Raw genomic sequence first — 20,775 nt, 5'->3', positions numbered from 1 at the left:
ATCACGCCACCAGCAAGGAGACGAAAGCTAAAAAGGCGAAACCAAACCCGGCCCAGGTGACGCGGGAGGTGGCACAAAAACGCAGACGCGCCATGCTGTTTTCAAACAGCGCGATAATTAGCACCCCAACCACCAGCTTAACGATGGCGACCACCAGCGCCAGCAGCAGGCCGCCGACGCTGAAGCTGGTCATCTGGCCCCACGGAAAGAAGACCCCGACAAACATCTGCAGCACCACCAGCTGTTTGAGGCTGATGCCCCACTTCAGGATGCCAAAGCCGCTGCCGCTGTATTCCGACAGCGGCCCTTCCTGCAGCTCCTGCTCCGCTTCCGCCAGATCGAACGGCAGTTTGCCCATCTCGATAAAGGTGGCGAAGGCGCAGGCGCATAACGCCAGAATCAGTGGAATGCTGCGCGCCGCCGGCCAGTGGTAAAGGGTATCGGTGATGGCGCTGATATGGGTCGAGCCGGCGACCTGCGCCGCCACCCACAGGCCCAACAGCAGGATCGGCTCCACCAGCACGCCGAGCATCGCTTCGCGACTGCTGCCCAGCGCGGTAAACGGGCTGCCGGTGTCCAGACCGGAAATGGCAAAGAAGAAACGGGCGATGGCGAACAGGTAGATCAGGGTGATGAGATCCCCCAGCACCGGCAGCGGGGAGTCTACCGTCACCACCGGCAGCGCGGTGGCGATGGTCAGCATCACGCCCACCATGACGTACGGCGTCAGGCGAAACACCCAGCCCGAGGCGTCAGGACCGACGCTCTGGCGGCCAAGCAGTTTCAGGATATCGCGATACTCCTGCAGTACCCCCGGTCCACGGCAGTTATGCAGCCGCGCGCGGGCGACGCGAACGATCCCGGACAACAGCGGCGCGACGGCAAACAGCACCAGCGCCTGTAGCAATGCAATTAACAGACTCATTCTCAGGCTCCTCGCGAAATGACAATCACCACCAGCACCGCCAGCTCAACCAGCGCGATCCCGCGCAGAAGCGCCGGCGCCGAGGCCGATTGCCAGCCCGGCACCAGACGCACCGGATTCAGCCAGTGACGCAGCTTCAGCAGCGGCGCAAAGGCCTCTTTCACCGGCATGGCAAAGCCGTGGGCCGTTACCACCATCGACTGCTCGTGGTCGTAACCGCAGACCCACGCCGCGCCGCGCGAGCGCGCCGCCAGGCGATCGCCTTTAAAGAAGATCATCAGCAGGAACGGCAGCAGCGGGCAGGCAATAAGCAGCAGCGCGATCATCGGCTGCGACACCACGCTCGATACCTGAGCCTGCACCGGGAAGGCGCCGCTCACCAGCGGCAGCAGCCACGGCGCGGCGATGCCGCCAACGAGGCAGAAGACCGCCGCCAGCACCACGCTCAGGGTCATCAGCCAGGGGGCGCAGGTGGCGTTTTCCGCCTCTTTCGTCCGCGGCGCGCCGAGGAAGGTCACGCCATAGACTTTCGCCATACACATCACCGCCAGTGCGCCAGTGATCGCCAGGCCAACGGCCAGTAGCGGCCCCAGCAGACGGCCAATAAACAGGTCGCCAGTGCTCATTTTGAAGAAGGATTGATAGATAACCCATTCGCCGGCGAAGCCGTTCAGCGGCGGCAGGGCCGCCATTGCCATTAGCCCCACCAGCATGGCGAGGGAGATCAGCGGCATTTTTTTACCGATGCCGCCCAGCTTCTCGATATCGCGATGGCCGGTGCGGAACCACACCGCTCCGGCACCGAGGAACAGCGTGGTTTTGAACAGGCTGTGGTTAATCAGATGATACATGCCGCCGATAAAGCCCAGCACCATCAGCGTGCTGTTGCGGGTCGCCACGCCGGTGACGAAGGCGCCCAGCCCCAGCAGGATAATGCCGATATTCTCCAGGGTGTGATAGGCCAGCAGGCGCTGAATGTTATGCTCCATCAGCGCATACAGTCCGCCGATAAAGGCGGTGATCATCCCCAGCGCCAGCAGCATCACGCCCCACCACAGCGGCGGCACGCCGCCGGCCAGCGAAACGGTCAGCATGCCGTACAGACCGACTTTCATCACCACCGTGGAAAACAGCGCGGCGGCCGGCGCGCTGGCCCCGGCGTGAGCCTGCGGCGCCCAGCCGTGCAGCGGGATCGCCCCGGCCAGCAGGGCGAACCCCACCAGACCCGGCAGCCAGAGCAGCGGGTTCTGCATCATATCCACCGCCTGAAGGTTGATCTGCGCCAGCTCGAGGGTGCCGTAGGTTGACCACACCAGCCAGCAGGTCCAGGCCATCAGCAGAGTACCGAGACGCCCCAGGGCAAACCACAGCTTACCGGAGGCGGCGCAGCCGGTGAGAAACGCCGCGCAGAGCGCCATGATCTCCGCCATCACCACCAGTGAACCGATATTGGTCACCACCACCGCGCAGGTCGCGGCGGCCAGCAGCAGGTTGACCAGCGGGCCGTTGGGCTTCACCTGCGGGTGGCGATGCCAGCTAATATTGAACAATGACACCGGCAGCGCCGACAGGCCGATGGCCAGCAGCCACAGCGCGTTGACGCCCCCTACCCGTATCGTCAGGTGGAGAAACTGCAGCATGCCGCCGTGGATCCGCTCCGGCATCAGCAGCGCGGCGCCGCCGGCGACCACCAGCATGGCGCTGGCCACCGCGCCGCCGATCCCGGCAATGGCGCCGCTGAGCGGTTTGCGCATGGCAAACAGAAAGGCCAGTACGGCGCTGGCGGCATACCACGCCACCGCCTGATTCACTAATCCAATTACACTCATTCCCTCTCCCCCTGTTGCGCCTGGAACAGCGACAAGTCGCCAAGGTCGGTATTAAAGGTCAGCTGGCGTTTACGCTTGCTGGCCTGGGCGATATCACGGCTATCCACCAGCATCAGCGCGTTGGTCGGACAGGTCCGCACGCAGGCCGGGCCCTGGTCATCGAAGTGGCAGAGGTCGCATTTCACGGCAATAGCGCGCACGCCCGGTACCCAGTCAAGCAGCGAGCTGACGCGCGCCGGCGCCGGCGGCGCGGGGGGCGCCAGCCGGGTATTGGCATTCGCCGGGATATCCAGCGGGCGGCTGCCGGAAAATTCAATGGCGCCGAACGGGCAGGCAATGCCGCACAGTTTGCAGCTTACACACAGGCTCTCGTTGAGCTGGACCGCGCCATCGACGCGCTGGATGGCGTTAACCGGGCAGACGGTGGCGCAGGGAGCATCTTCACAGTGGTGGCACATCTGCGGTGCCGATTCTTTTTCATTACGCATCACCTGCAGCCGCGGCATAGCCTGCAGGCCGTGCTGGCGATGCGTCTCAGAGCAGGCGGCTTCGCAGGTGCGGCAGCCGATACAGACAGTGGAGTCAGCAATTACAAAACGGTTCACCGGGTCATCCTCGGGTGAAAGTCATTTTTGACGAAATCAGGTTGCGCAGGTGTCATTTTCGACACGTGTCGACACCTTACGATCAGTGGGTCAGCGCCAGATGGCTTAAATCCACCGGTTGGTCTTGTTCCATGGCGTCATACAGACGGTCATAGACGGTGGCGATAATCGCCAGATAGTGCTCCAGCACCTGGTCGCGGGAGCGGTTGCTGATGCGGCCGTCCACCGTGCCATCCATTGCGAGGGTGGCCTGAGCAATCAGATACTTATCACCGCCGTTTTTGTTTTCGACGTAGTACTCGATGGTGTGGCTGTTGAAGCCTTCCGCGAGGGCGACGAACACCTGAAAATGGCCGAACAGCACGAAGCACAGCTCTTTGTCCGGCGCGCAGCTCATCGCGTGATGCAGGCGGGCCTTCGACAAGGTGATCCCCTGAACCAGCGAATTACAGTAGATGTGCCACTGCTCCTGCTGCTGCCGGTGACGGTCGGCGATGTAATCCGCCTTTTCACTTATTTCCCAAATAGTCATATCGGTTTCTCCGTAGCATGAGATGCACCCTCTAAGCATTTTTCATGCCAGGTTTTATTTAATTGATTTAACTATGTTTTTGTATCGACCTCTGCCGATGCGACATGTCGATGACAGCCCCGGGGCGTCGACATCGACATTGACTGCCACGACGATTTCATTCTGGCATCGTTATTGCATAGAAGGCGCATCGCGATACGGAGGCGACTATGCACGAAATCACCCTCAGCCAGCGGGCGCTGGAAATTATTGAACAACAGGCGCAGCAGGCCGGCGCGCGGCGGGTTACCGGCGTGTGGCTTAAGGTCGGCGCATTTTCCTGCGTGGAAGCCAGCGCCCTGACCTTCTGCTTTGAGCTGGTCTGCCGCGGCACGCTGGCGGAGGGGTGCGAACTGCATATCACCGAACAACAGGCTGAATGCTGGTGCGATCGCTGTCAGCAGTACGTCCATCTTGTCTCGCAGCACGTTCGCCGCTGCCCGCACTGCAATAACGACCAGCTGCAGATCGTGGCGGATGATGGCTTACAGATTCAGCGTTTAGAATTGGAGTAAATTATGTGTACAACATGCGGCTGTGGCGAAGGCAACCTCTATATTGAAGGAGACGAACGAAACCCGCATTCCGCGTTCCGCAGCGCCCCCTTCGCGCCCGCCCCACGCCAGACGATGACCATCACCGGTGTCAAAACCGACCACTTCGCCCCCACCCGCACGCCAGAGGGCGACCTGCATTACGGCCACGGCGAAGCGGGTACCCACGCCCCGGGGCAGAGCCAGCGGCGGATGCTGGAAGTGGAGATCGACGTGCTGGATAAAAACAACCGCCTGGCGGCACGCAACCGCGCACGCTTCGCAGCAAAACAGCAGCTGGTGCTGAATCTGGTTTCCAGCCCCGGCTCCGGCAAAACCACCCTGCTCACCGAAACCCTCACCCGGCTGAAAGGACGCGCCGACTGCGCGGTGATTGAAGGCGATCAGCAAACGGTCAATGACGCCGCCCGCATTCGCGCCACCGGCACCCCGGCGATTCAGGTCAATACCGGGAAAGGCTGCCATCTCGACGCCCAGATGATCGCCGACGCCGCCCCGCGCCTGCCGCTGGCTGACCGCGGCATTCTGTTTATCGAAAACGTCGGCAACCTGGTCTGCCCGGCCAGCTTTGATCTCGGCGAGCGCCATAAGGTGGCGGTGCTGTCGGTCACCGAAGGCGAAGACAAACCGCTGAAGTATCCGCATATGTTCGCCGCCGCCAGCCTGATGCTGCTCAACAAAGTCGACCTGCTGCCGTATCTCAATTTCGACGTTGAGCGGTGCCTGGCCTGCGCCCGCGAGGTCAATCCGCATATTGAAATTATTCTTGTCTCCGCCACCAGCGGCGAAGGCATGGAGCAATGGCTCACCTGGCTGGAGACGCAGCGATGTGCATAGGCATTCCGGGACAAATTTGCGCCATCGACGGCGTGCTGGCGAAGGTGGAAGTTTGCGGTATTCAGCGCGACGTCGACCTGACGCTGGTCGGCGCCGTTGATGAGCAGGGCCAGCCGCGGCTCGGCCAGTGGGTGCTGGTGCACGTCGGCTTCGCCATGAGCGTCATTAATGAAGCCGAAGCCCGCGACACCCTCGAGGCGCTGCAAAATATGTTTGACGTGGAGCCGGACGTCGGCGCGCTGCTGTACGGCGAGGAGCGATAATGCGTTACGTAGATGAATACCGCGCCCCCGAACAGGTGATGCAGCTGGTGGCCCATCTTCAGCAGCGTGCTCGTCTGCTGCCGCACACCGCCGCGCGACCGCTGCGCATCATGGAGGTCTGCGGCGGCCATACCCATGCCATTTTTAAATTCGGGCTCGACCAGCTGTTGCCGGAGAACATCGAATTTATTCATGGTCCCGGCTGCCCGGTGTGCGTCCTGCCGATGGGGCGCATCGACGCCTGCATTGAGATTGCCAGCCGCCCGGGAGTGATCTTCTGCACCTTCGGCGACGCCATGCGCGTGCCGGGTAAAAACGGCTCGCTTCTGCAGGCGAAAGCCCGCGGCGCCGATGTCCGCATCGTTTACTCGCCGATGGACGCTCTGCGGCTGGCGCAGCAAAATCCGCAGCGCGAGGTGGTCTTTTTTGGTCTCGGTTTCGAAACCACCATGCCCGCTACCGCCCTGACCCTGCGTCAGGCGCGAGAGCGCAACGTCGATAACTTCTACTTTTTCTGCCAGCACATCACCCTGCTGCCGACCCTGCGCAGCCTGCTGGACCAGCCGGAGAACGGAATCGACGCCTTTCTCGCCCCGGGCCACGTCAGTATGGTGATCGGCACCGAGGCCTACGGCTTTATCGCCAGCGACTATCACCGTCCTTTAGTGGTCGCCGGTTTCGAACCGCTTGATCTACTGCAAGGCGCGGTGATGCTGGTTGAGCAGACAATAGCGCAGCGCAGCGATGTGGAAAATCAGTACCGTCGCGTGGTGCCGGATGAGGGCAACCCGCTGGCGCAGGCGGCGATGGCCGACGTCTTCCGCCTGGATGGCGACAGCGAATGGCGCGGCCTGGGGGTCATCAGCGACTCCGGCGTGCAGCTTACGCCAGCCTATCAGCGCTTCGATGCCGAGGCGCATTTTCGCCCGGCGCCGCAGCGCGTGTGCGACGACCCGCGCGCCCGCTGCGGCGAGGTGCTGACCGGCCGCTGTAAACCGCACCAGTGCCCGCTCTTCGCCAGCACCTGCAATCCGCAAAGCGCCTTTGGCGCGCTAATGGTCTCCTCTGAAGGGGCCTGCGCCGCCTGGTATCAATATCGCAGTCAGGAAAATGAAGTATGAAAAGCGTCCAGTTAGCCCACGGTAGCGGGGGACAGGCAATGCAGCAGCTGATCGGCGACCTGTTTATGCAGGCCTTCGCCAACCCCTGGCTGGCGGAGCAGGAGGATCAGGCGCGCCTCGATCTGGCGGCGCTCGCCGCCCAGGGGGACCGCCTCGCCTTCTCCACCGACAGCTACGTGATTGACCCGCTGTTCTTTCCCGGCGGCAATATCGGCAAGCTTGCCGTCTGCGGTACCGCCAACGATGTGGCGGTCAGCGGCGCCATCCCGCGCTATCTTTCCTGCGGCTTTATTCTCGAAGAGGGGCTGGAGATGGCCACCCTGGAAGCGGTGGTCGCCAGCATGGCCGACACCGCCCGGGCGGCAGGGATCGCCATCGTCACCGGCGACACTAAAGTGGTGCCGCGCGGCGCGGCGGATAAGCTGTTTATTAACACCGCCGGCATCGGCGCCATCCCGGCGGACATTCGCTGGGGGACGCAGCAGATTAGCGCCGGTGATGTGCTGCTGGTCAGCGGCACGCTGGGGGATCATGGCGCCACCATCCTTAACCTGCGCGAGCAGATGGGGCTGGACGGCGCGCTGTCCAGCGACTGCGCGGTGCTGACGCCGCTTATCCAGACCCTGCGCCCGCTGAGCGGAGTGAAAGCCCTGCGCGACGCCACCCGCGGCGGGGTTAACGCGGTCGCCCATGAGTTCGCCGCCGCCAGCGGCTGCGGCATCGAACTGCAGGAGGCAACGCTGCCGGTCAACGACACGGTGCGCGGCGTCTGCGAGCTGCTTGGTCTGGACGCCCTGAACTTCGCCAATGAAGGCAAGCTGGTGCTCGCCGTCGCCCGCGACGAGGCGGAAAACGTGCTGGCGCATTTGCGGTCTCACGCGTTAGGACGCGATGCGGCGATAATCGGCGAAGTGGTCGTCCGCCCGGGCGTACGTTCCGTTGGGCTGTACGGCGTGAAGCGGACGCTCGATCTTCCCCACGCCGAACCGCTGCCGAGAATTTGTTAACGACGGCGTCGGGTCCCGGATAGCGGCTGGCGCCTTATCCGGGCTACAAAACTGCGCGCATATGTAGCCCGGCTAAGCGCAGCGCGAGCCGGGAAAAAGCCAGCGTAATTATTTTGCCCAAACCAGCGGGCGCCCATGGATGGGTTAAAGCGGCAATAACCGCTTTATTAACATACTATTATTTGTACCATCATTTTCTTATGCGCCGCGTTGTCGGCGCGTTTTGGACGTAAGCAATGTCGTATACACCGATGAGCGATCTCGGCCAGCAGGGGCTGTTCGATATCACCCGGCTTTTATTACAGCAGCCCGATCTGGCCGCGCTAAGCGAAACCCTGACCCGTCTGGTGCAACAGTCCGCGCTGGCCGATGAGGCGGCCATCATCCTGTGGAACGCGGGTAATCACCGCGCGGCCAGGTACGCCTGCGATGAGGCCGGCCATCCGGTAAGCTACGAGGATGAAACCGTCCTGGCCCACGGTCCGGTGCGTCGCTTACTCTCCCGGCCGGATGCCCTGCATTGCGATCATGAAACCTTTGCCGACACCTGGCCGCAGCTTATCCGCAGCGGACTGTATCGTCCGTTCGGATACTATTCGCTGCTGCCGCTGGCGGCGGACGGGCGGATCTTCGGCGGCTGCGAATTCCTCCGCCGTGACAACCGGCCGTGGAGCGAGAAAGAGTTCCAGCGGCTGCATACCTTCGCGCAGATCGTCGCCGTCGTCACCGAACAGATTCAGAACCGGGTCAGCAATAACGTCGATTACGATCTGCTGTGCCACGAGCGCGACAACTTTCGCATCCTGGTGGCGATCACCAACGCGGTGCTCTCGCGACTGGATATCGACGAGCTGGTCAGCGAGGTGGCGAAAGAGATCCATCGCTACTTCCGGATCGACGCCATCAGCGTGGTGCTGCGCAGCGACCGCAAGGGGAAGCTCAACATCTATTCCACGCATTATCTTGACGCCAGCCACCCGGTTCACGACCAGAGCGAGGTGGATGAAGCCGGCACCCTCACCGAGCGCGTGTTCAAAAGCAAAGAGATGCTGCTGCTTAATCTGCACGAACATGACACTCTCGCGCCGTATGAGAAAATGCTCTTCGAGATGTGGGGCAATAAGATCCAGACCCTGTGCCTGCTGCCGCTGATGTCCGGCAATACCCTGCTCGGGGTGCTTAAGCTGGCGCAGTGCGACGAACAGGTTTTCACCACCACCAATCTCAAGCTGCTGCGGCAGATCGCCGAGCGGGTGTCGATCGCTATCGATAACGCCCTCGCCTACCGCGAAATTCAGCGCCTGAAAGAGCGGCTGGTGGATGAGAACCTCGCCCTCACCGAGCAGCTCAATAATGTCGAGAGCGAATTCGGGGAGATTATCGGCCGCAGCGAGGCGATGAACAATGTGCTCAAGCAGGTAGAGATGGTGGCGCACAGCGACAGCACCGTGCTGATCCTCGGCGAAACCGGCACCGGCAAAGAGCTTATCGCCCGCGCTATCCACAACCTCAGCGGACGCAACGGTCGGCGGATGGTGAAGATGAACTGCGCGGCGATGCCCGCCGGGCTGCTGGAGAGCGATCTGTTCGGCCACGAACGCGGCGCGTTCACCGGGGCCAGCGCCCAGCGTATCGGCCGCTTCGAACTGGCGGACAAAAGCTCCCTGTTCCTCGATGAAGTGGGCGATATGCCGCTGGAACTGCAGCCCAAACTGCTGCGCGTCCTCCAGGAGCAGGAGTTCGAACGTCTGGGGAGCAACAAGCTGATTCAGACCGACGTTCGATTGATCGCCGCCACCAACCGCGATCTCAAGCAGATGGTTATCGACAGGGAATTCCGCAGCGATCTCTACTACCGGCTCAACGTGTTCCCGATCCACCTGCCGCCGCTGCGCGAACGTCCCGACGATATCCCGCTGCTGGTGAAGGCGTTTACCTTTAAAATCGCCCGCCGCATGGGGCGCAATATCGACAGCATTCCGGCGGAAACCCTGCGCACTCTGACGCGTATGGAGTGGCCGGGCAACGTGCGCGAGCTGGAAAACGTTATCGAACGGGCGGTATTGCTCACCCGCGGCAACGTACTGCAGCTCTCCCTGCCGGAGCGGGATATCGTGGAAGCCCCGCGGACGCCGGCGGTCCTGCCTGAGGAAGGTGAGGATGAATATCAGCTGATCGTCCGGGTGCTGAAGGAGAGCAACGGCGTGGTGGCCGGGCCGAAAGGCGCCGCCCAGCGGCTGGGGCTCAAGCGCACCACGCTCCTGTCACGCATGAAGCGGCTGGGTATTAATAAAGACGAACTGGTGTAACCTCGCGCGCTCCCCCTTTCCGCGCCGGAGAGAGGGAGCGCTGGCGCAGCGCGCTATTTATCGCTGGTAAAACCGTTGCTGGACGCCAGTTCGGCAAACCACAGCGCATTGCGTTTTATCTGTCGCTCGCCGGTCTCCAGATCCAGTCGCCAGAAGCCGTAGCGCCGTTTGAAGGCATTGATCCACGACCAGTTGTCGATAAACGTCCACTGGTGCACGCCAAAGCAGTTCGCGCCGTCGGCTATCGCCCGATGCAGCTGCACCAGATGCTCCTCCATCAGCTGGATGCGGAAAGTATCGTCTATCACCCCGTCCGCCCCGGGCTCGCCCTCTGATTGTCGATCCATCGCGATGCCGATTTCCGCGAGATACCACTTAATATTGCCGTAGTTATCGCGAATATTGGCGGCAATGTCATAGATCGCCTGCGGCAGGATCTCGTTGTTATCACGATAAGGATTAAAGCGGCCCTGCGGGTTCACCGCGTTTTCGAAATAGTATTCCGGGGTGAAATAATCGAGGTCATATTCGCTCTCACGCGCTTTTACCCGCCGCGGCACATAATAGTTTACCCCAAGAAAATCGATATCCGCGCTGAGGATCAACGCCGCGTCGTCTTTGCTGGTCGTCGGCAGGCAGTCGTGGGCGGCAAGGATCTCGCACAGCGCTTTGGGGAATTCATGTTTTACCAGCGGGTCAAGGAAGCTGCGGTTAAAAAACAGGTCGGCATACCCGGCGGCTTTTTTATCCGCGTCGCTGTCGGTGAGGGTATAGCTCGGGGTCAGGTTGAGCACCACGCCGATCTCGCCCGCCAGCGCCAGTTCACGATAAGCCGTTACCGCTTTGGCGTGCGCCAGCATAATGTTAAACGCCACCTGCGCCGCCAGCCGGCCATCTTTCTTACATGGATAGTGAAAGTCGTACAGGTAGCCTCCCTCAACCGGCACAATCGGCTCGTTGAAGGTTATCCAGTATTTAACCTTATGGCCAAACAGGCTAAAGGCGGTGCGGGCAAAGCGGGCAAACAGCTCGGCTACGTGCGCCGATTCAAAGCCGCCGTACTGTTTCTGCAGCGCTTCCGGCATATCAAAGTGGTAGAGATTGATCATCGGCTCAATGCCGTTGGCGATCATCTCATCCAGATAGGCGTGATAAAAACGCACCGCGTCCGGGTCCGGCGCGCCGGTTTCCAAATCAGCGATCAGTCGTGACCACTGTATCGAGGTACGAAATGAGTTGAAGCCGGTCTGTTTCATCAGCGCCACGTCCTGCGGATACTGATGATAAGTATCACACACGGTCTGCGGCCCTACCTGCTGATAAAATCGCTCCGGCTGTTCGGCAAACCAACTGTCCCAGATGGAACGATGGCGCTTATTGGTGACCCCTTCCGTTTGCGGGCCGGACGCCGCCGCCCCCCACAGGAACCCTTGCGGAAACTGATACTGCTGCATAACCTCTCCTTCGAAAAAAGGCTGCGCCCGTCTGGCGCAGCCTGAACGTACTACTCAGCGACCACTTCGATCGATTTAATGAACATATAGCCCCAGTCGCCGGCGAAGCGGCCGAAGTCAATCTGATTGCTCCCGGCTTTAAGCGTCACCGGTATCCGCAGCTGCTGGCCCTGCTCATCCGTCTGCGGGAAGGCCACGGTCTGCGGAGCGCCCCCGTTGACGACAAATGAGTTCTGCTTACCGCCCCATTTGCCGTTGAAGGTTACATTGAGCAGGAACTGACCGCTCCACGGCGCCTGCACCTGCCAGCTGACCTTATCCCCCTCGTTGGCAAATGGGCCGAGGAAGCCGTCCTCACCAACTGCCAGCGCGTCTTTATCACTCTTCATCACCGTCAGCCGCCCCTCAGCCACGCCATAAACTTCGCCGTGATAACGACAGAAATCCGCTGGCGCTTTCCCCGCCGCCTCGCCCACCGTCACGGTCACGGTTTTGCTGCTTTTCAACAGCCCATCGTCCGCCGTGAACGTCAGCGCATAGGTACCTGGCGTCGTAAACCAGGCCCGGGTTTGAGCCCGACCGGCATGGCAGAAATGCACCTGGCCATCGCCGGCGTGCTGCCAGCCCACCTTAACCTCTCGCGACGGCAGGCCATCGTCCTGCCAGCTGGCCGTAAGCTCGACGCCCTGGTCCTGCGTGGTGGTTAGGGCCGGTTCCAGCGTGACAACCGGTGGCTGATTCTCCTCGCTATGCTGCACGCTAATCACATTGGAAGGGGCCGAACGACCACTCTCGTTTTTCGCCGTCACCCGGTAGTAATACGTGTGCCCGAGCTGAAGCTGACGATAATCGTCGCGGAACAGAACCATGGTTTCCGGATTCCATTCGTTAACGCCATCGGAGATATCCCGGCCCACCACCGTCCACGGCCCGGTCGGTGAGGCGGCGCGTTCGACATCGTAGCTGCGTCCTACCGCAGCGCCCATCCAGTTGATCGCGAAGGGCGAGGTGGTTTCGCGCAGCAAAGGCGCGTCCGGCTTCGGCAGCGGTGCCATCGTCTGCTGCCCGGCCATCTGCGCCGCGGCGGTGCGCACCAGATCGACCACCGCCTGCTCCTGGTTCGCTTCGCCTTCTTTGGCAAACCCCGGCAGGTGGTAGCTGTAGTGCCCGGTCGACTCCTTATGCCAGTAGAAGCCGCCGTCGTGACGATGGCCGCGGAAGCCCCAGATAAGCCCGCCGGCGGCTTGCGCCCCGTTGACCTCGCTGTGAACAATCGACTGCATAATGGCGTTCAGTTGATCCGCCGGCAGCAGGCCAAACTCGCCGACGAGATAGACTTTTTGCCCGCCGACGGCGCGCAGATCCTGCGTCACCTGCCCGGGATGGTTATTATCGGCATTGGTGTAATAGTGATTGCTGACGATATCCACATTGGGGTCGGTCAGCGCAAAGGAATTGATTTTCTTATAGGTGCCATCTACCACCAGCTGATGAGGGGCCCATTTTTTAATCCACGCCGCGGTCTGATGCAGGAAATCGGCGTTGGTATCCTCCAGCTCGTTACCGGTTTCCCAGGCCATGATCGCCTTTTCATCATAATAGGCGCGGCCGGTGACGGTATTTGTCCGGGTGATAACCTGGCGGATCACATCCAGATAGGCTTTGAAGGTCTTGCTATCGGTCCGATAAAAGTCTTCCGCTTTTTCATGATAGAACGCCGCCAGCTGCTCGCGCCCGCCCCACCACCACCAGTGGTCGATAAACGGCAGGATCAGACGCAATCCCTGTTTATCCGCTTCGGCAATCATGTTGTCATACACCCGCATGGCTTTCTCATTCAGCCGCGGCATGCCGTCCGCCGTTTCCGGCGCCAGAATATGGGTCTCGCGCCCGCAGGCCTTATCAAATTCCTGCTGCACCGACAGCACGTAGACGCGCTGGGCTTTCGCCCCGGTTTGCACCATCGCCTGGATCCAGTTTTGCTGCTCCTGGGCCGTTGGCCATTTAAAGTATTGCCCCCAGCCGCGCGGATCTGCCCTGCAGGGGCCGCGGGCGTCGTCTTCAATGCGGTGTAGCTCCGGCGCGTGGATCCCGGCGAAACGAAACACCTTGTCGCCGTCCTTGAGAGTGGCGCCGTCGCGAGTGATAAAGTGCGTAAAGTGCGAGCGCTCGGCGGCCAGCGCCCCGCCGGACGCCAGCGCGGACAGCAGCCCCATCAGCAGCATGTTTTTCATCGGCTTCATCGTTCTCTCTCCTTAGAACCAGACCTCGGCCTGTACGCCGAAGTTAACGGTGTCGGTAGAGCCACTGCGGGAATACCCGCCGGCGGTGATGGTATTGGTATCCCAGTTGTAGTTACCGTCTAATGCATCGGAGACACCTTTATCCCACTTCGCGTAGGTGACGAAGAAGCGCAGCTGCGGACGCGCCCAGAAACCGGAGTCAAAGGTCAGCGTTGGCGCAACGGTGACTTTGGTCAGGCCGCCTTTGCCTTTGCCGTTTACCCCTTTGTAGTTTTTGTCATCCAGGTATTCGTAGCCCAGCTCGTACTGCATGGCAAAGTTGCGGGTGATCTGATGATAAGGGCGGATACCAGCGACCCACATCGAGCGTCCCCAGCCATTTTCATCTTCCGTCCACCAGCGGTAGTTTTTATCTTTCTGCCAGAAAGCGAAGGTCGAGATCTCCAGATCGCCCATCGAGGCCACGCTATCCAGCACCACTCGCCAGGACTGGGTGTTTTCCAGGTTGGCCCAGCCCCAGCCGTTTTTACCCAGCGAGTCACCCGCCGCCAGCCCTTTCCCGTACTGCAATGCGAGGCGGGAGTATCCTCCGGTCAGACCATAGAAGCCGTCAAAGTTATAAATACCGGTCACGCCATAGCCCTTCTCGGCGGAAGTCGGATGGTTTTCGTTACGGTTCATGTGGTGGCCGATCAGCTCCAGATCGAAGCCTGTCCCCGCGATCTTTTTCAGCCACAGGTTGAGGGAATAGTCATCCGGGTAGCCCTGATCTCCCTTATCCACCGGGTAGGCTTTGGTTTCATCGGTGGGTGAAAAGGCGTACACCCCGGCGTCGAAGCGGGCGAAGCCGAGATCCATGTTGTCGAAGCCGCCGCCGGTGCCGTTGTACTGAATGTACTCCCAGTCGAACTGATGGCTGGAGGTGTTGGAGCTGCTATAGCGCTTACCGGCCCAGAAGGTCATCTCCGGCGCAAAATCCAGATTGCTCAGCTCGGCGAACCCTTCACGAAACTGTACGTCATGGCCATCGTCATCCTGACAGTTCCAGTCGGAGGTGCATTTCGACTGGTGAGTGAGGTTGGCCTGCACTTTCGCCACCACGCCGCTGTCCGCCGTCAGCGTCACGGTGGGGATCAGTTCGATCTTGGTGTCTTCTTCGTTGCCCAGTCGCCACTTACCGTCCGGCATCAAGCCGACGGAGTCCGCGCGGTTGCCATCGGAGTTCGCCAGGATCCCGGAGCGGATATAGCCATGCAGCGCAAAATCATACTTCGGATCGGCGCAGGCCGGGCTGCTGGCCCCTGCCAGCGAGAGGAGAGCCAGAGGTATTGAGTGTTTCAGCTTTATCATTATTTTTTTCCCACGTTATGTTTGTTAACACGAACCGATAACGGAGGGGAAATTTACGGATCAAAAACGGAAATGTACATCCACTTACGGAAAGCGCTTTCCATAATTGCCTATCTGGTTCACAAAATTAGCTCTGCGGCGAATATATTCGTGAGACTGATCACATAAAATGACAAGAATGCCGCCGGGCGCCGGCAGTGGAGCGGAAGGAGGAGCAGATGAGCAGGTGCCGCCGGGGGATAAGCCGCCGACGGCGAGAGGATCAGCGTTCGGTTTCCGCGAGCTGACGTTCGTACACTTTGAAGAAGGGGCGATAGAGCATCCAGGCGTTAAACATCGCGAACAGGCTCATGCACAAATTTTTCCAGCTGCCGTTCGCCGACCATGCCGCCCCCAGCGGGGAAGGCATCGACCATGGCAGCATCGCCACCGCGCGATCGAGGATACCCAGCTGAGTTAAATACCATGCGATACAGGCGTTTATCAGGGGAACAAAGAGAAACGGCAGTAAAAAAACCGGGTTCATGATCACCGGAAAACCAAACAGTATCGGCTCGTTGATATTAAACAGCGACGGCAGCAGGCCAATCTTGGCCACGCTTTTCAGCTGCCGCGAGCGGCTGCGCATCGCCATCAGCACCAGAGGCAAAGTGGAGCCAATACCGCCGATCAGCAGGTAAAAATCCCAGAACCCCTGCAGATAAATATGCGGCAGCGTTGGCGAACCCGCCGCCAGCGCCTGCTGATTTTCAAACAGATAGGTCATCCAGAAGGGGTTCATGATCCCGGTGATGATCAGCGCGCCGTGGATACCGATAAACCAGAGTAAGTTACAGATAAATAAAGAGATAAGTACCGCCATCAGCGTGTCGGACGCCAGCACCAGCGGCCGCACCGCTTCGCTGATCAACTCCGGTACGATGCGTCCGGTGGTCTGCAGCAGTATGGCATTCATCACGCTTATCGACAGCATCACCACCAGCAGCGGGATCAGCAGTTGAAAGCCATTGCGGGTCATCAGCGGCACTTCATCAGGCAAGCGAATGCACCAGCCTTTTTTGTAGAAAAAGCGAATTATCTCAATGGAATAGGTGCTGGATATCAGGGCGGTAAATATCCCCATACCGCCGAGATAAACATTGCTCACCGCAGTCTCGCGAAAGCCGATAAACAGCAGAAAAGCCAGACACCCGGTTAAACCGCAGAGCCGTTCCGGCAGACGGTACTGCTTGGCGAGACTGGCGCTGGCGCCGAAGGCGACAATCAGCGCCACCAGGCCAATAGTTAGCTGAAAGGTCGGCAGCAGGATAGGCCGCAGCAGCAAATAGACCTGGCCGAAACGCGAGGCGCCGTCGATGGAAACGGGCGGAAACAAAATGGGAACTAACAGGCTGCCAACAATCACAAAGGGCATAGCCAGCGCAAAGCTATCGCGCATCGCCGTAATGTGGTTGTTGCGCGTCAGAACGTTCGCCAGCGGCGCCAGCCGCTGCTCGATGATGTCCACGGCCACATTCATTAACTGAATGTTCATACTCCTACCTTTGCGAATGGTTGTCTCGCCGGGATGATCGCCCACAACACCGGAAAGTGAAAGCCTGCCATAGGTGATCATGGTCACAATTAATAAATCCACAAACGGAAAGCGCTTTCCGTAATGCATCCATTTTGACTATAGTCCGCTCATCCAACCTCATCAGGAGCGGTAATTATGAAAAAAATTATGTTGTGTTGTTCGGCAGGCATGTCCACCAGCCTGCTGATGAAAAAAATGATTGCGGAAGCCGAACAGCGGGGCCTGCCGGTAGAGATCAACGCCTATGGCGTAGCGGAGTTTGCCGAACAGGTTGGCCATTATCAGGTGGTGCTGTTGGGGCCGCAGGTGAAATACATGCAGCAGGATCTGCAAAAACAGGCGGATAAATACGGTATCCGCGTCGAACCCATCAATATGATGGACTACGGCATGCAAAAAGGCGCCGCGGTCCTTGATTTCGCCCTTTCCCTTATCGAAAACAAGAACTAAGGAAAGATCATGAGCTCTCTGTACGCTAAACTGATCGACGTGATCGAACGGCAGATCACGCCGCTGGCCGGCGCGATCGGCCAGCAAAAATATGTCACCTCGATCCGCGATGGCTTTATCACTGCCCTGCCCTTTATGATCGTCGGCTCGTTCCTGTTGGTGTTTATCTTCCCGCCGTTTTCTCCGGATACGACGTGGGGATTCGCCCGCGCCTGGCTGCAATTTTCGCTCGATCATCGCGATGCGCTGATGCTGCCGTTCAACTTCAGCATGGGGGTGATGACCCTGTTTATCGCCGTCGGGATCGCCGCCAGCCTCGCCAAACACCATCATCTGGACTCGCTGACCGCCGGGATGCTGTCGCTGATGTCGTTTCTGCTGGTAGCCGCGCCGCTGAAAGATGGCCAGATCTCTACTGCCTACTTCTCCGGTCAGGGGATCTTTACCGCCATTCTGGTGGCCATCTATTCCACCGAGCTGTACGCCTTCCTCAAACGGCATAACATCACCATTCGCCTGCCGCCGGAAGTGCCTGCCGGGGTGGCGCGCTCGTTTGAAATCCTGATCCCGGTGCTGGCGATCATTCTGACGCTGCATCCGCTGAACCTGTTTATCGAAGCCCAGCTGGGGATGATCATTCCGGAAGCGATCATGTCGCTGGTGAAGCCGCTGGTCGCGGCTTCCGATACGCTGCCGGCGATCCTGCTGTCGGTGCTGGTCTGTCAGGTGCTGTGGTTCGCCGGGATCCACGGCGCGCTGATCGTCACCGGGATCATGAACCCGTTCTGGATGGCCAACCTGTCGGTCAATCAGGCGGCCATGGCCGCTGGCACCGCTATCCCGCACATCTATGTCCAGGGCTTCTGGGATCACTATCTGCTGATCGGCGGCGTCGGCTCCACCCTGCCGCTGGCGCTGATGCTGCTGCGCAGCAAGGCCGTGCATCTGCGGACGATCGGCCGGATGGGGGTCGTGCCGGGCGTATTTAACATCAACGAACCGATCCTCTTCGGCGCGCCAATCATCATGAACCCGCTATTTTTCCTGCCGTTCGTGCTGGTGCCGATGGTGAACGCGACCCTGGCGTACTTCGCGCTGAAGCTGGACCTGGTCAGCCGCGTAGTGTCGATGACGCCATGGACAACGCCGGCGCCTATCGGCGCCTCGTGGGCGGCGAACTGGAGCTTTAGCCCGGTGATCCTGTGCCTCATTTGTATGGCCACCGCCATGGTGATGTACCTGCCATTTCTCAAAGCTTACGAAAAACAGCTGCTGGCCCAGGAGCGTGAAAACGCCGTCGGCCAGGCTGACAACGCGGCGCAGACCGCTTAACGCTAACGATTCAGAGGATAATCATGGAATTAGAAGAACAGGTGATGGGGATTATCATCAATGCCGGCCAGTCACGTAGCCTGTGCTACGAAGCGCTGCACGCCGCTAAAGCGGGTGATTTCGCCACCGCCGACGCCAAAATGCAGGAAGCGGCGCACTATTCCCGCGAAGCTCACCTTGTACAGACCCAGCTTATCGAAGCTGACGAAGGCGAGGGAAAAACCAAAATGACGCTGGTAATGGTCCATGCTCAGGATCACCTGATGACATCCATTCTGGCGAAAGAGCTGATTGCCGAACTGATTGCGATTTACCGCGCGCAGCCGCTTCACGCCTAGCGCCTTGCCCGGCCAGACGCGCTGGCCGGGCCTGATTCCCCGAGGTCACTATGTTACATCTTGGAATAGATATTGGCGGCACCAAAATGGAAGCCGTACTGCTGGACCCGGCGGGCGAATGCGTCCAGCGCCTGCGCCGGCCGACCCACAAAGAGAGCTATGACGCCTTTATGCGTCAGCTGCTGACCCTGATTGCCGATATTCGCGCGGTCAGCCCGCAGCCGTTCACCCTGGGGATCGGCCTGCCAGGGGCTATCGATCCGCAAAGCGGACGCATTAAAAACTGCAACTGCCTGGTGCTCAACGGTCACGATCTGCGCCGGGATATCATGCAGCAGCTTGGCCAGCCGGTGTGGATGGCAAACGATGCCGACTGCTTCACCCTTTCGGAGGCGGTGGATGGCGCCGGCGCCGGAGCTACCACCGTCTTCGGGGTGATTATCGGTACCGGCTGCGGCGGCGGGATCGCCGTTCATCAACAGCTGCTCAGCGGCCCCAACGCTATCGCCGGGGAGTGGGGGCATAATCCGCTGCCGGGCTATACTCCTGAGCGCGATGGCCCGCCGCAGCCCTGCTACTGCGGCAAAACGAACTGCATCGAAAGCTTTCTCTCCGGCACCGGCTTCGCCCGCCGCTATGGGGAACAAGCCCGTGCGGAAGCCATTGTCGCCGCGGCGCAAAACGGCGATCCGCGCGCGCTGGCCCACTGGCGACACTTTATCGATGCCTTTGCCCGCAGCCTGGCGTCGGTGATCAATATTCTCGACCCGCAGGTGATTGTGCTGGGCGGCGGTCTGTCCAACGTCAGCCAGATCTATCGCGATCTGCCTGCCGCCATCGTGCCGTGGATCTTCTCCGACACCTGCCGCACGCAGATCAAACCGGCCCGTTTCGGCGACGCCAGCGGCGTGCGCGGCGCGGCCTGGCTGCCCCGGCTTCCCGGCGCCGCGCAAGGGCAGCGGTAGACACTTTTTTCAGCAGGTATGTTAAGCTAGGCGAAAATGTTCAGACAGAAAAAGCCATGCCAACGATTGATGATGTTTCAAGATTAGCGAATGTCTCAAGAGCGACGGTATCCCGCGTGCTGACCGGCACCCGGGGCGTGCGCGAAGAGAGCCGGGAAGCTGTGCTGCGGGCCGTTGAAGAACTCAACTATCGCCCGAGCTTTGCCGCGCAAAACCTCGCCAGTCAGACATCCAGCCACGTTGGTCTGGTGATTTCCGCGCAGGACGAAAGCCACGGCGCACGTCTGCTGCCGCTGCTCTCTCAGGCGCTGAAAGGGCTGAATAAAAGCCTGCTGGTCCAGTACGTCAGCGACCCGGTAGAGCAGGCGGCGGTAATCGACGATCTGCAGCGCCAGTGCGTGGCGGTGGTGGTGCTGGGCGCCGTTGCCGCCGACGCGCCGCGCAACGTTATCGCCTTTGACCGCTTCGGCGTCGCCGGGAGCAACAGCCAGGGCTATGACTTCGCCTTTGCCACCGAAAGCGCCTGCCGCTATGTGATTGGCAAGGGACACCGCAACATCGCCCTGCTGGTGGACAGCGATAGCGACGATGCCAGCCGTCAGATGCTGGAAGGCTACCGCAACGTCCTGCAGAACTACTCCATTCCTTTTAACCGTCAGCTGGTGCTGACGGCCAACGATGACGTCGAGCAGGCGCTGCTGACCTTAATTAACAGCTTCAGTAAATACTCAGTCATTATCGTTAAACGCGACCGCTACGCGGCTGAGGCGATGCGTCTGCTGCGCGAATTCACCATCGCCGTCCCGCAGGAGGTCTCCCTGCTGAGCCTTGAGGATTCCCCGCTCGCCTCGCTGCTCTACCCGCCGCTGACCTGCATCTCCTGGCCACTGGAGGCGCTGCTGGATAACTGTATTCAGCGTATTCGCAGCCTGATTGACGACCGGCCAACCTTCGCTACCGAGGGCCGCTCGCTGGCTGGCCGCCTGATCCCGCGCCAGTCGGTCGCCGATATTTCTTGATCTTCGCCCGGTTGGCGCCGGGCCAGA

At 60.3% G+C, this 20,775-nt stretch carries 19 protein-coding genes; 11 read left to right on the top strand and 8 right to left on the bottom strand.

Annotation, left to right across the window (positions count from 1 at the left end):
* Nucleotide 1: 1 nt before the first annotated feature.
* The 4 genes from KB890_RS19875 to hycA form a co-directional block, all read right to left on the bottom strand.
* Nucleotides 2-925: a respiratory chain complex I subunit 1 family protein gene (locus KB890_RS19875; protein ID WP_020324942.1), complete on the bottom strand. Its 924-nt coding sequence runs from the start codon at nucleotides 923-925 to the stop codon at nucleotides 2-4.
* A 2-nt stretch (nucleotides 926-927) separates the two neighbouring features.
* Entirely contained in the window at nucleotides 928-2,754 is a 1,827-nt protein-coding gene (hycC, locus tag KB890_RS19870; protein ID WP_004181040.1) for a formate hydrogenlyase subunit 3, read from the bottom strand.
* Nucleotides 2,751-3,359, bottom strand: a complete 609-nt coding sequence (locus KB890_RS19865) for a 4Fe-4S dicluster domain-containing protein (protein WP_004151047.1) — start codon at nucleotides 3,357-3,359, stop codon at nucleotides 2,751-2,753. The genes hycC and KB890_RS19865 overlap by 4 nt, the downstream gene beginning before the upstream one ends.
* Nucleotides 3,360-3,441: 82 nt before the next feature.
* A complete protein-coding gene (gene hycA / locus KB890_RS19860; RefSeq protein ID WP_002914925.1) occupies nucleotides 3,442-3,891 on the bottom strand; it encodes a formate hydrogenlyase regulator HycA in 450 nt (149 codons plus the stop codon).
* Nucleotides 3,892-4,100: 209 nt separating this feature from the next.
* On the opposite strand from hycA, the gene hypA reads away from it, so the two are divergent.
* The 6 genes from hypA to flhA all read left to right on the top strand — a co-directional run bounded on the left by hypA (nucleotide 4,101) and on the right by flhA (nucleotide 10,021).
* Complete coding sequence (gene hypA, locus KB890_RS19855) at nucleotides 4,101-4,445, top strand: hydrogenase maturation nickel metallochaperone HypA (RefSeq protein ID WP_004145778.1); 345 nt, start codon at nucleotides 4,101-4,103, stop codon at nucleotides 4,443-4,445.
* A gap of 3 nt (nucleotides 4,446-4,448) precedes the next feature.
* A complete protein-coding gene (gene hypB, locus KB890_RS19850; protein ID WP_004181043.1) occupies nucleotides 4,449-5,321 on the top strand; it encodes a hydrogenase nickel incorporation protein HypB in 873 nt (290 codons plus the stop codon).
* Nucleotides 5,312-5,584 (top strand): HypC/HybG/HupF family hydrogenase formation chaperone, encoded by a 273-nt coding sequence (locus KB890_RS19845; RefSeq protein WP_002914934.1) that lies wholly within the window; start codon nucleotides 5,312-5,314, stop codon nucleotides 5,582-5,584. The genes hypB and KB890_RS19845 overlap by 10 nt, the downstream gene beginning before the upstream one ends.
* Entirely contained in the window at nucleotides 5,584-6,705 is a 1,122-nt protein-coding gene (gene hypD / locus KB890_RS19840) for a hydrogenase formation protein HypD (RefSeq protein ID WP_004151048.1), read from the top strand. The genes KB890_RS19845 and hypD overlap by 1 nt, the downstream gene beginning before the upstream one ends.
* On the top strand, nucleotides 6,702-7,712 hold the full coding sequence (gene hypE / locus KB890_RS19835) for a hydrogenase expression/formation protein HypE (RefSeq protein ID WP_004149493.1): 1,011 nt from the start codon (nucleotides 6,702-6,704) through the stop codon (nucleotides 7,710-7,712). Before hypD ends, hypE begins: the two co-directional genes overlap by 4 nt.
* 236 nt (nucleotides 7,713-7,948) lie before the next feature.
* Nucleotides 7,949-10,021, top strand: a complete 2,073-nt coding sequence (gene flhA / locus KB890_RS19830; RefSeq protein WP_004174677.1) for a formate hydrogenlyase transcriptional activator FlhA — start codon at nucleotides 7,949-7,951, stop codon at nucleotides 10,019-10,021.
* 53 nt (nucleotides 10,022-10,074) lie between these two features.
* Here the strand turns inward: flhA and KB890_RS19825 are convergent, their stop codons facing one another.
* From KB890_RS19825 to KB890_RS19810, 4 genes are all read right to left on the bottom strand, one after another.
* The gene (locus KB890_RS19825; RefSeq protein ID WP_004181046.1) at nucleotides 10,075-11,475 is read right to left on the bottom strand and encodes a glycoside hydrolase family 1 protein; all 1,401 of its coding nucleotides are present in this window, start codon (nucleotides 11,473-11,475) and stop codon (nucleotides 10,075-10,077) included.
* Nucleotides 11,476-11,525: 50 nt separating this feature from the next.
* Nucleotides 11,526-13,718 carry a CBM35 domain-containing protein gene (locus KB890_RS19820; RefSeq protein ID WP_020324560.1) on the bottom strand — a complete coding sequence of 731 codons (2,193 nt, stop codon included), beginning with the start codon at nucleotides 13,716-13,718 and terminating at the stop codon, nucleotides 11,526-11,528.
* 12 nt (nucleotides 13,719-13,730) lie between these two features.
* Nucleotides 13,731-15,068, bottom strand: coding sequence for a maltoporin (locus KB890_RS19815; RefSeq protein WP_002914972.1), 1,338 nt, complete (start codon nucleotides 15,066-15,068; stop codon nucleotides 13,731-13,733).
* Between the two features lie 262 nt (nucleotides 15,069-15,330).
* Nucleotides 15,331-16,602 carry a PTS sugar transporter subunit IIC gene (locus KB890_RS19810; protein ID WP_004151052.1) on the bottom strand — a complete coding sequence of 424 codons (1,272 nt, stop codon included), beginning with the start codon at nucleotides 16,600-16,602 and terminating at the stop codon, nucleotides 15,331-15,333.
* 177 nt (nucleotides 16,603-16,779) lie between these two features.
* Between KB890_RS19810 and KB890_RS19805 the strand changes: the two genes are divergently transcribed.
* The 5 genes from KB890_RS19805 to KB890_RS19785 are packed head-to-tail and all read left to right on the top strand — an operon-like array spanning nucleotide 16,780 to nucleotide 20,748.
* A complete protein-coding gene (locus KB890_RS19805) occupies nucleotides 16,780-17,094 on the top strand; it encodes a PTS sugar transporter subunit IIB (protein ID WP_002914979.1) in 315 nt (104 codons plus the stop codon).
* A 9-nt stretch (nucleotides 17,095-17,103) separates the two neighbouring features.
* Nucleotides 17,104-18,426 (top strand): PTS cellobiose transporter subunit IIC, encoded by a 1,323-nt coding sequence (locus KB890_RS19800; RefSeq protein ID WP_004145789.1) that lies wholly within the window; start codon nucleotides 17,104-17,106, stop codon nucleotides 18,424-18,426.
* A gap of 23 nt (nucleotides 18,427-18,449) precedes the next feature.
* Nucleotides 18,450-18,764, top strand: a complete 315-nt coding sequence (locus KB890_RS19795) for a PTS lactose/cellobiose transporter subunit IIA (protein WP_002914983.1) — start codon at nucleotides 18,450-18,452, stop codon at nucleotides 18,762-18,764.
* 50 nt (nucleotides 18,765-18,814) lie between these two features.
* On the top strand, nucleotides 18,815-19,729 hold the full coding sequence (locus KB890_RS19790) for an ROK family protein (protein ID WP_004149504.1): 915 nt from the start codon (nucleotides 18,815-18,817) through the stop codon (nucleotides 19,727-19,729).
* A gap of 56 nt (nucleotides 19,730-19,785) precedes the next feature.
* Nucleotides 19,786-20,748: a LacI family DNA-binding transcriptional regulator gene (locus KB890_RS19785; RefSeq protein ID WP_004181055.1), complete on the top strand. Its 963-nt coding sequence runs from the start codon at nucleotides 19,786-19,788 to the stop codon at nucleotides 20,746-20,748.
* The last annotated feature ends 27 nt before the right edge of the window (nucleotides 20,749-20,775 follow it).

The sequence above is a fragment of the Klebsiella sp. P1954 genome, from assembly GCF_018199955.1.
In the GTDB taxonomy this organism is placed as follows: domain Bacteria; phylum Pseudomonadota; class Gammaproteobacteria; order Enterobacterales; family Enterobacteriaceae; genus Klebsiella; species Klebsiella pneumoniae.
The sequence above is the reverse complement of the archived record's forward strand: the minus strand, read 5'-3'. Positions and strand labels throughout refer to the sequence as shown.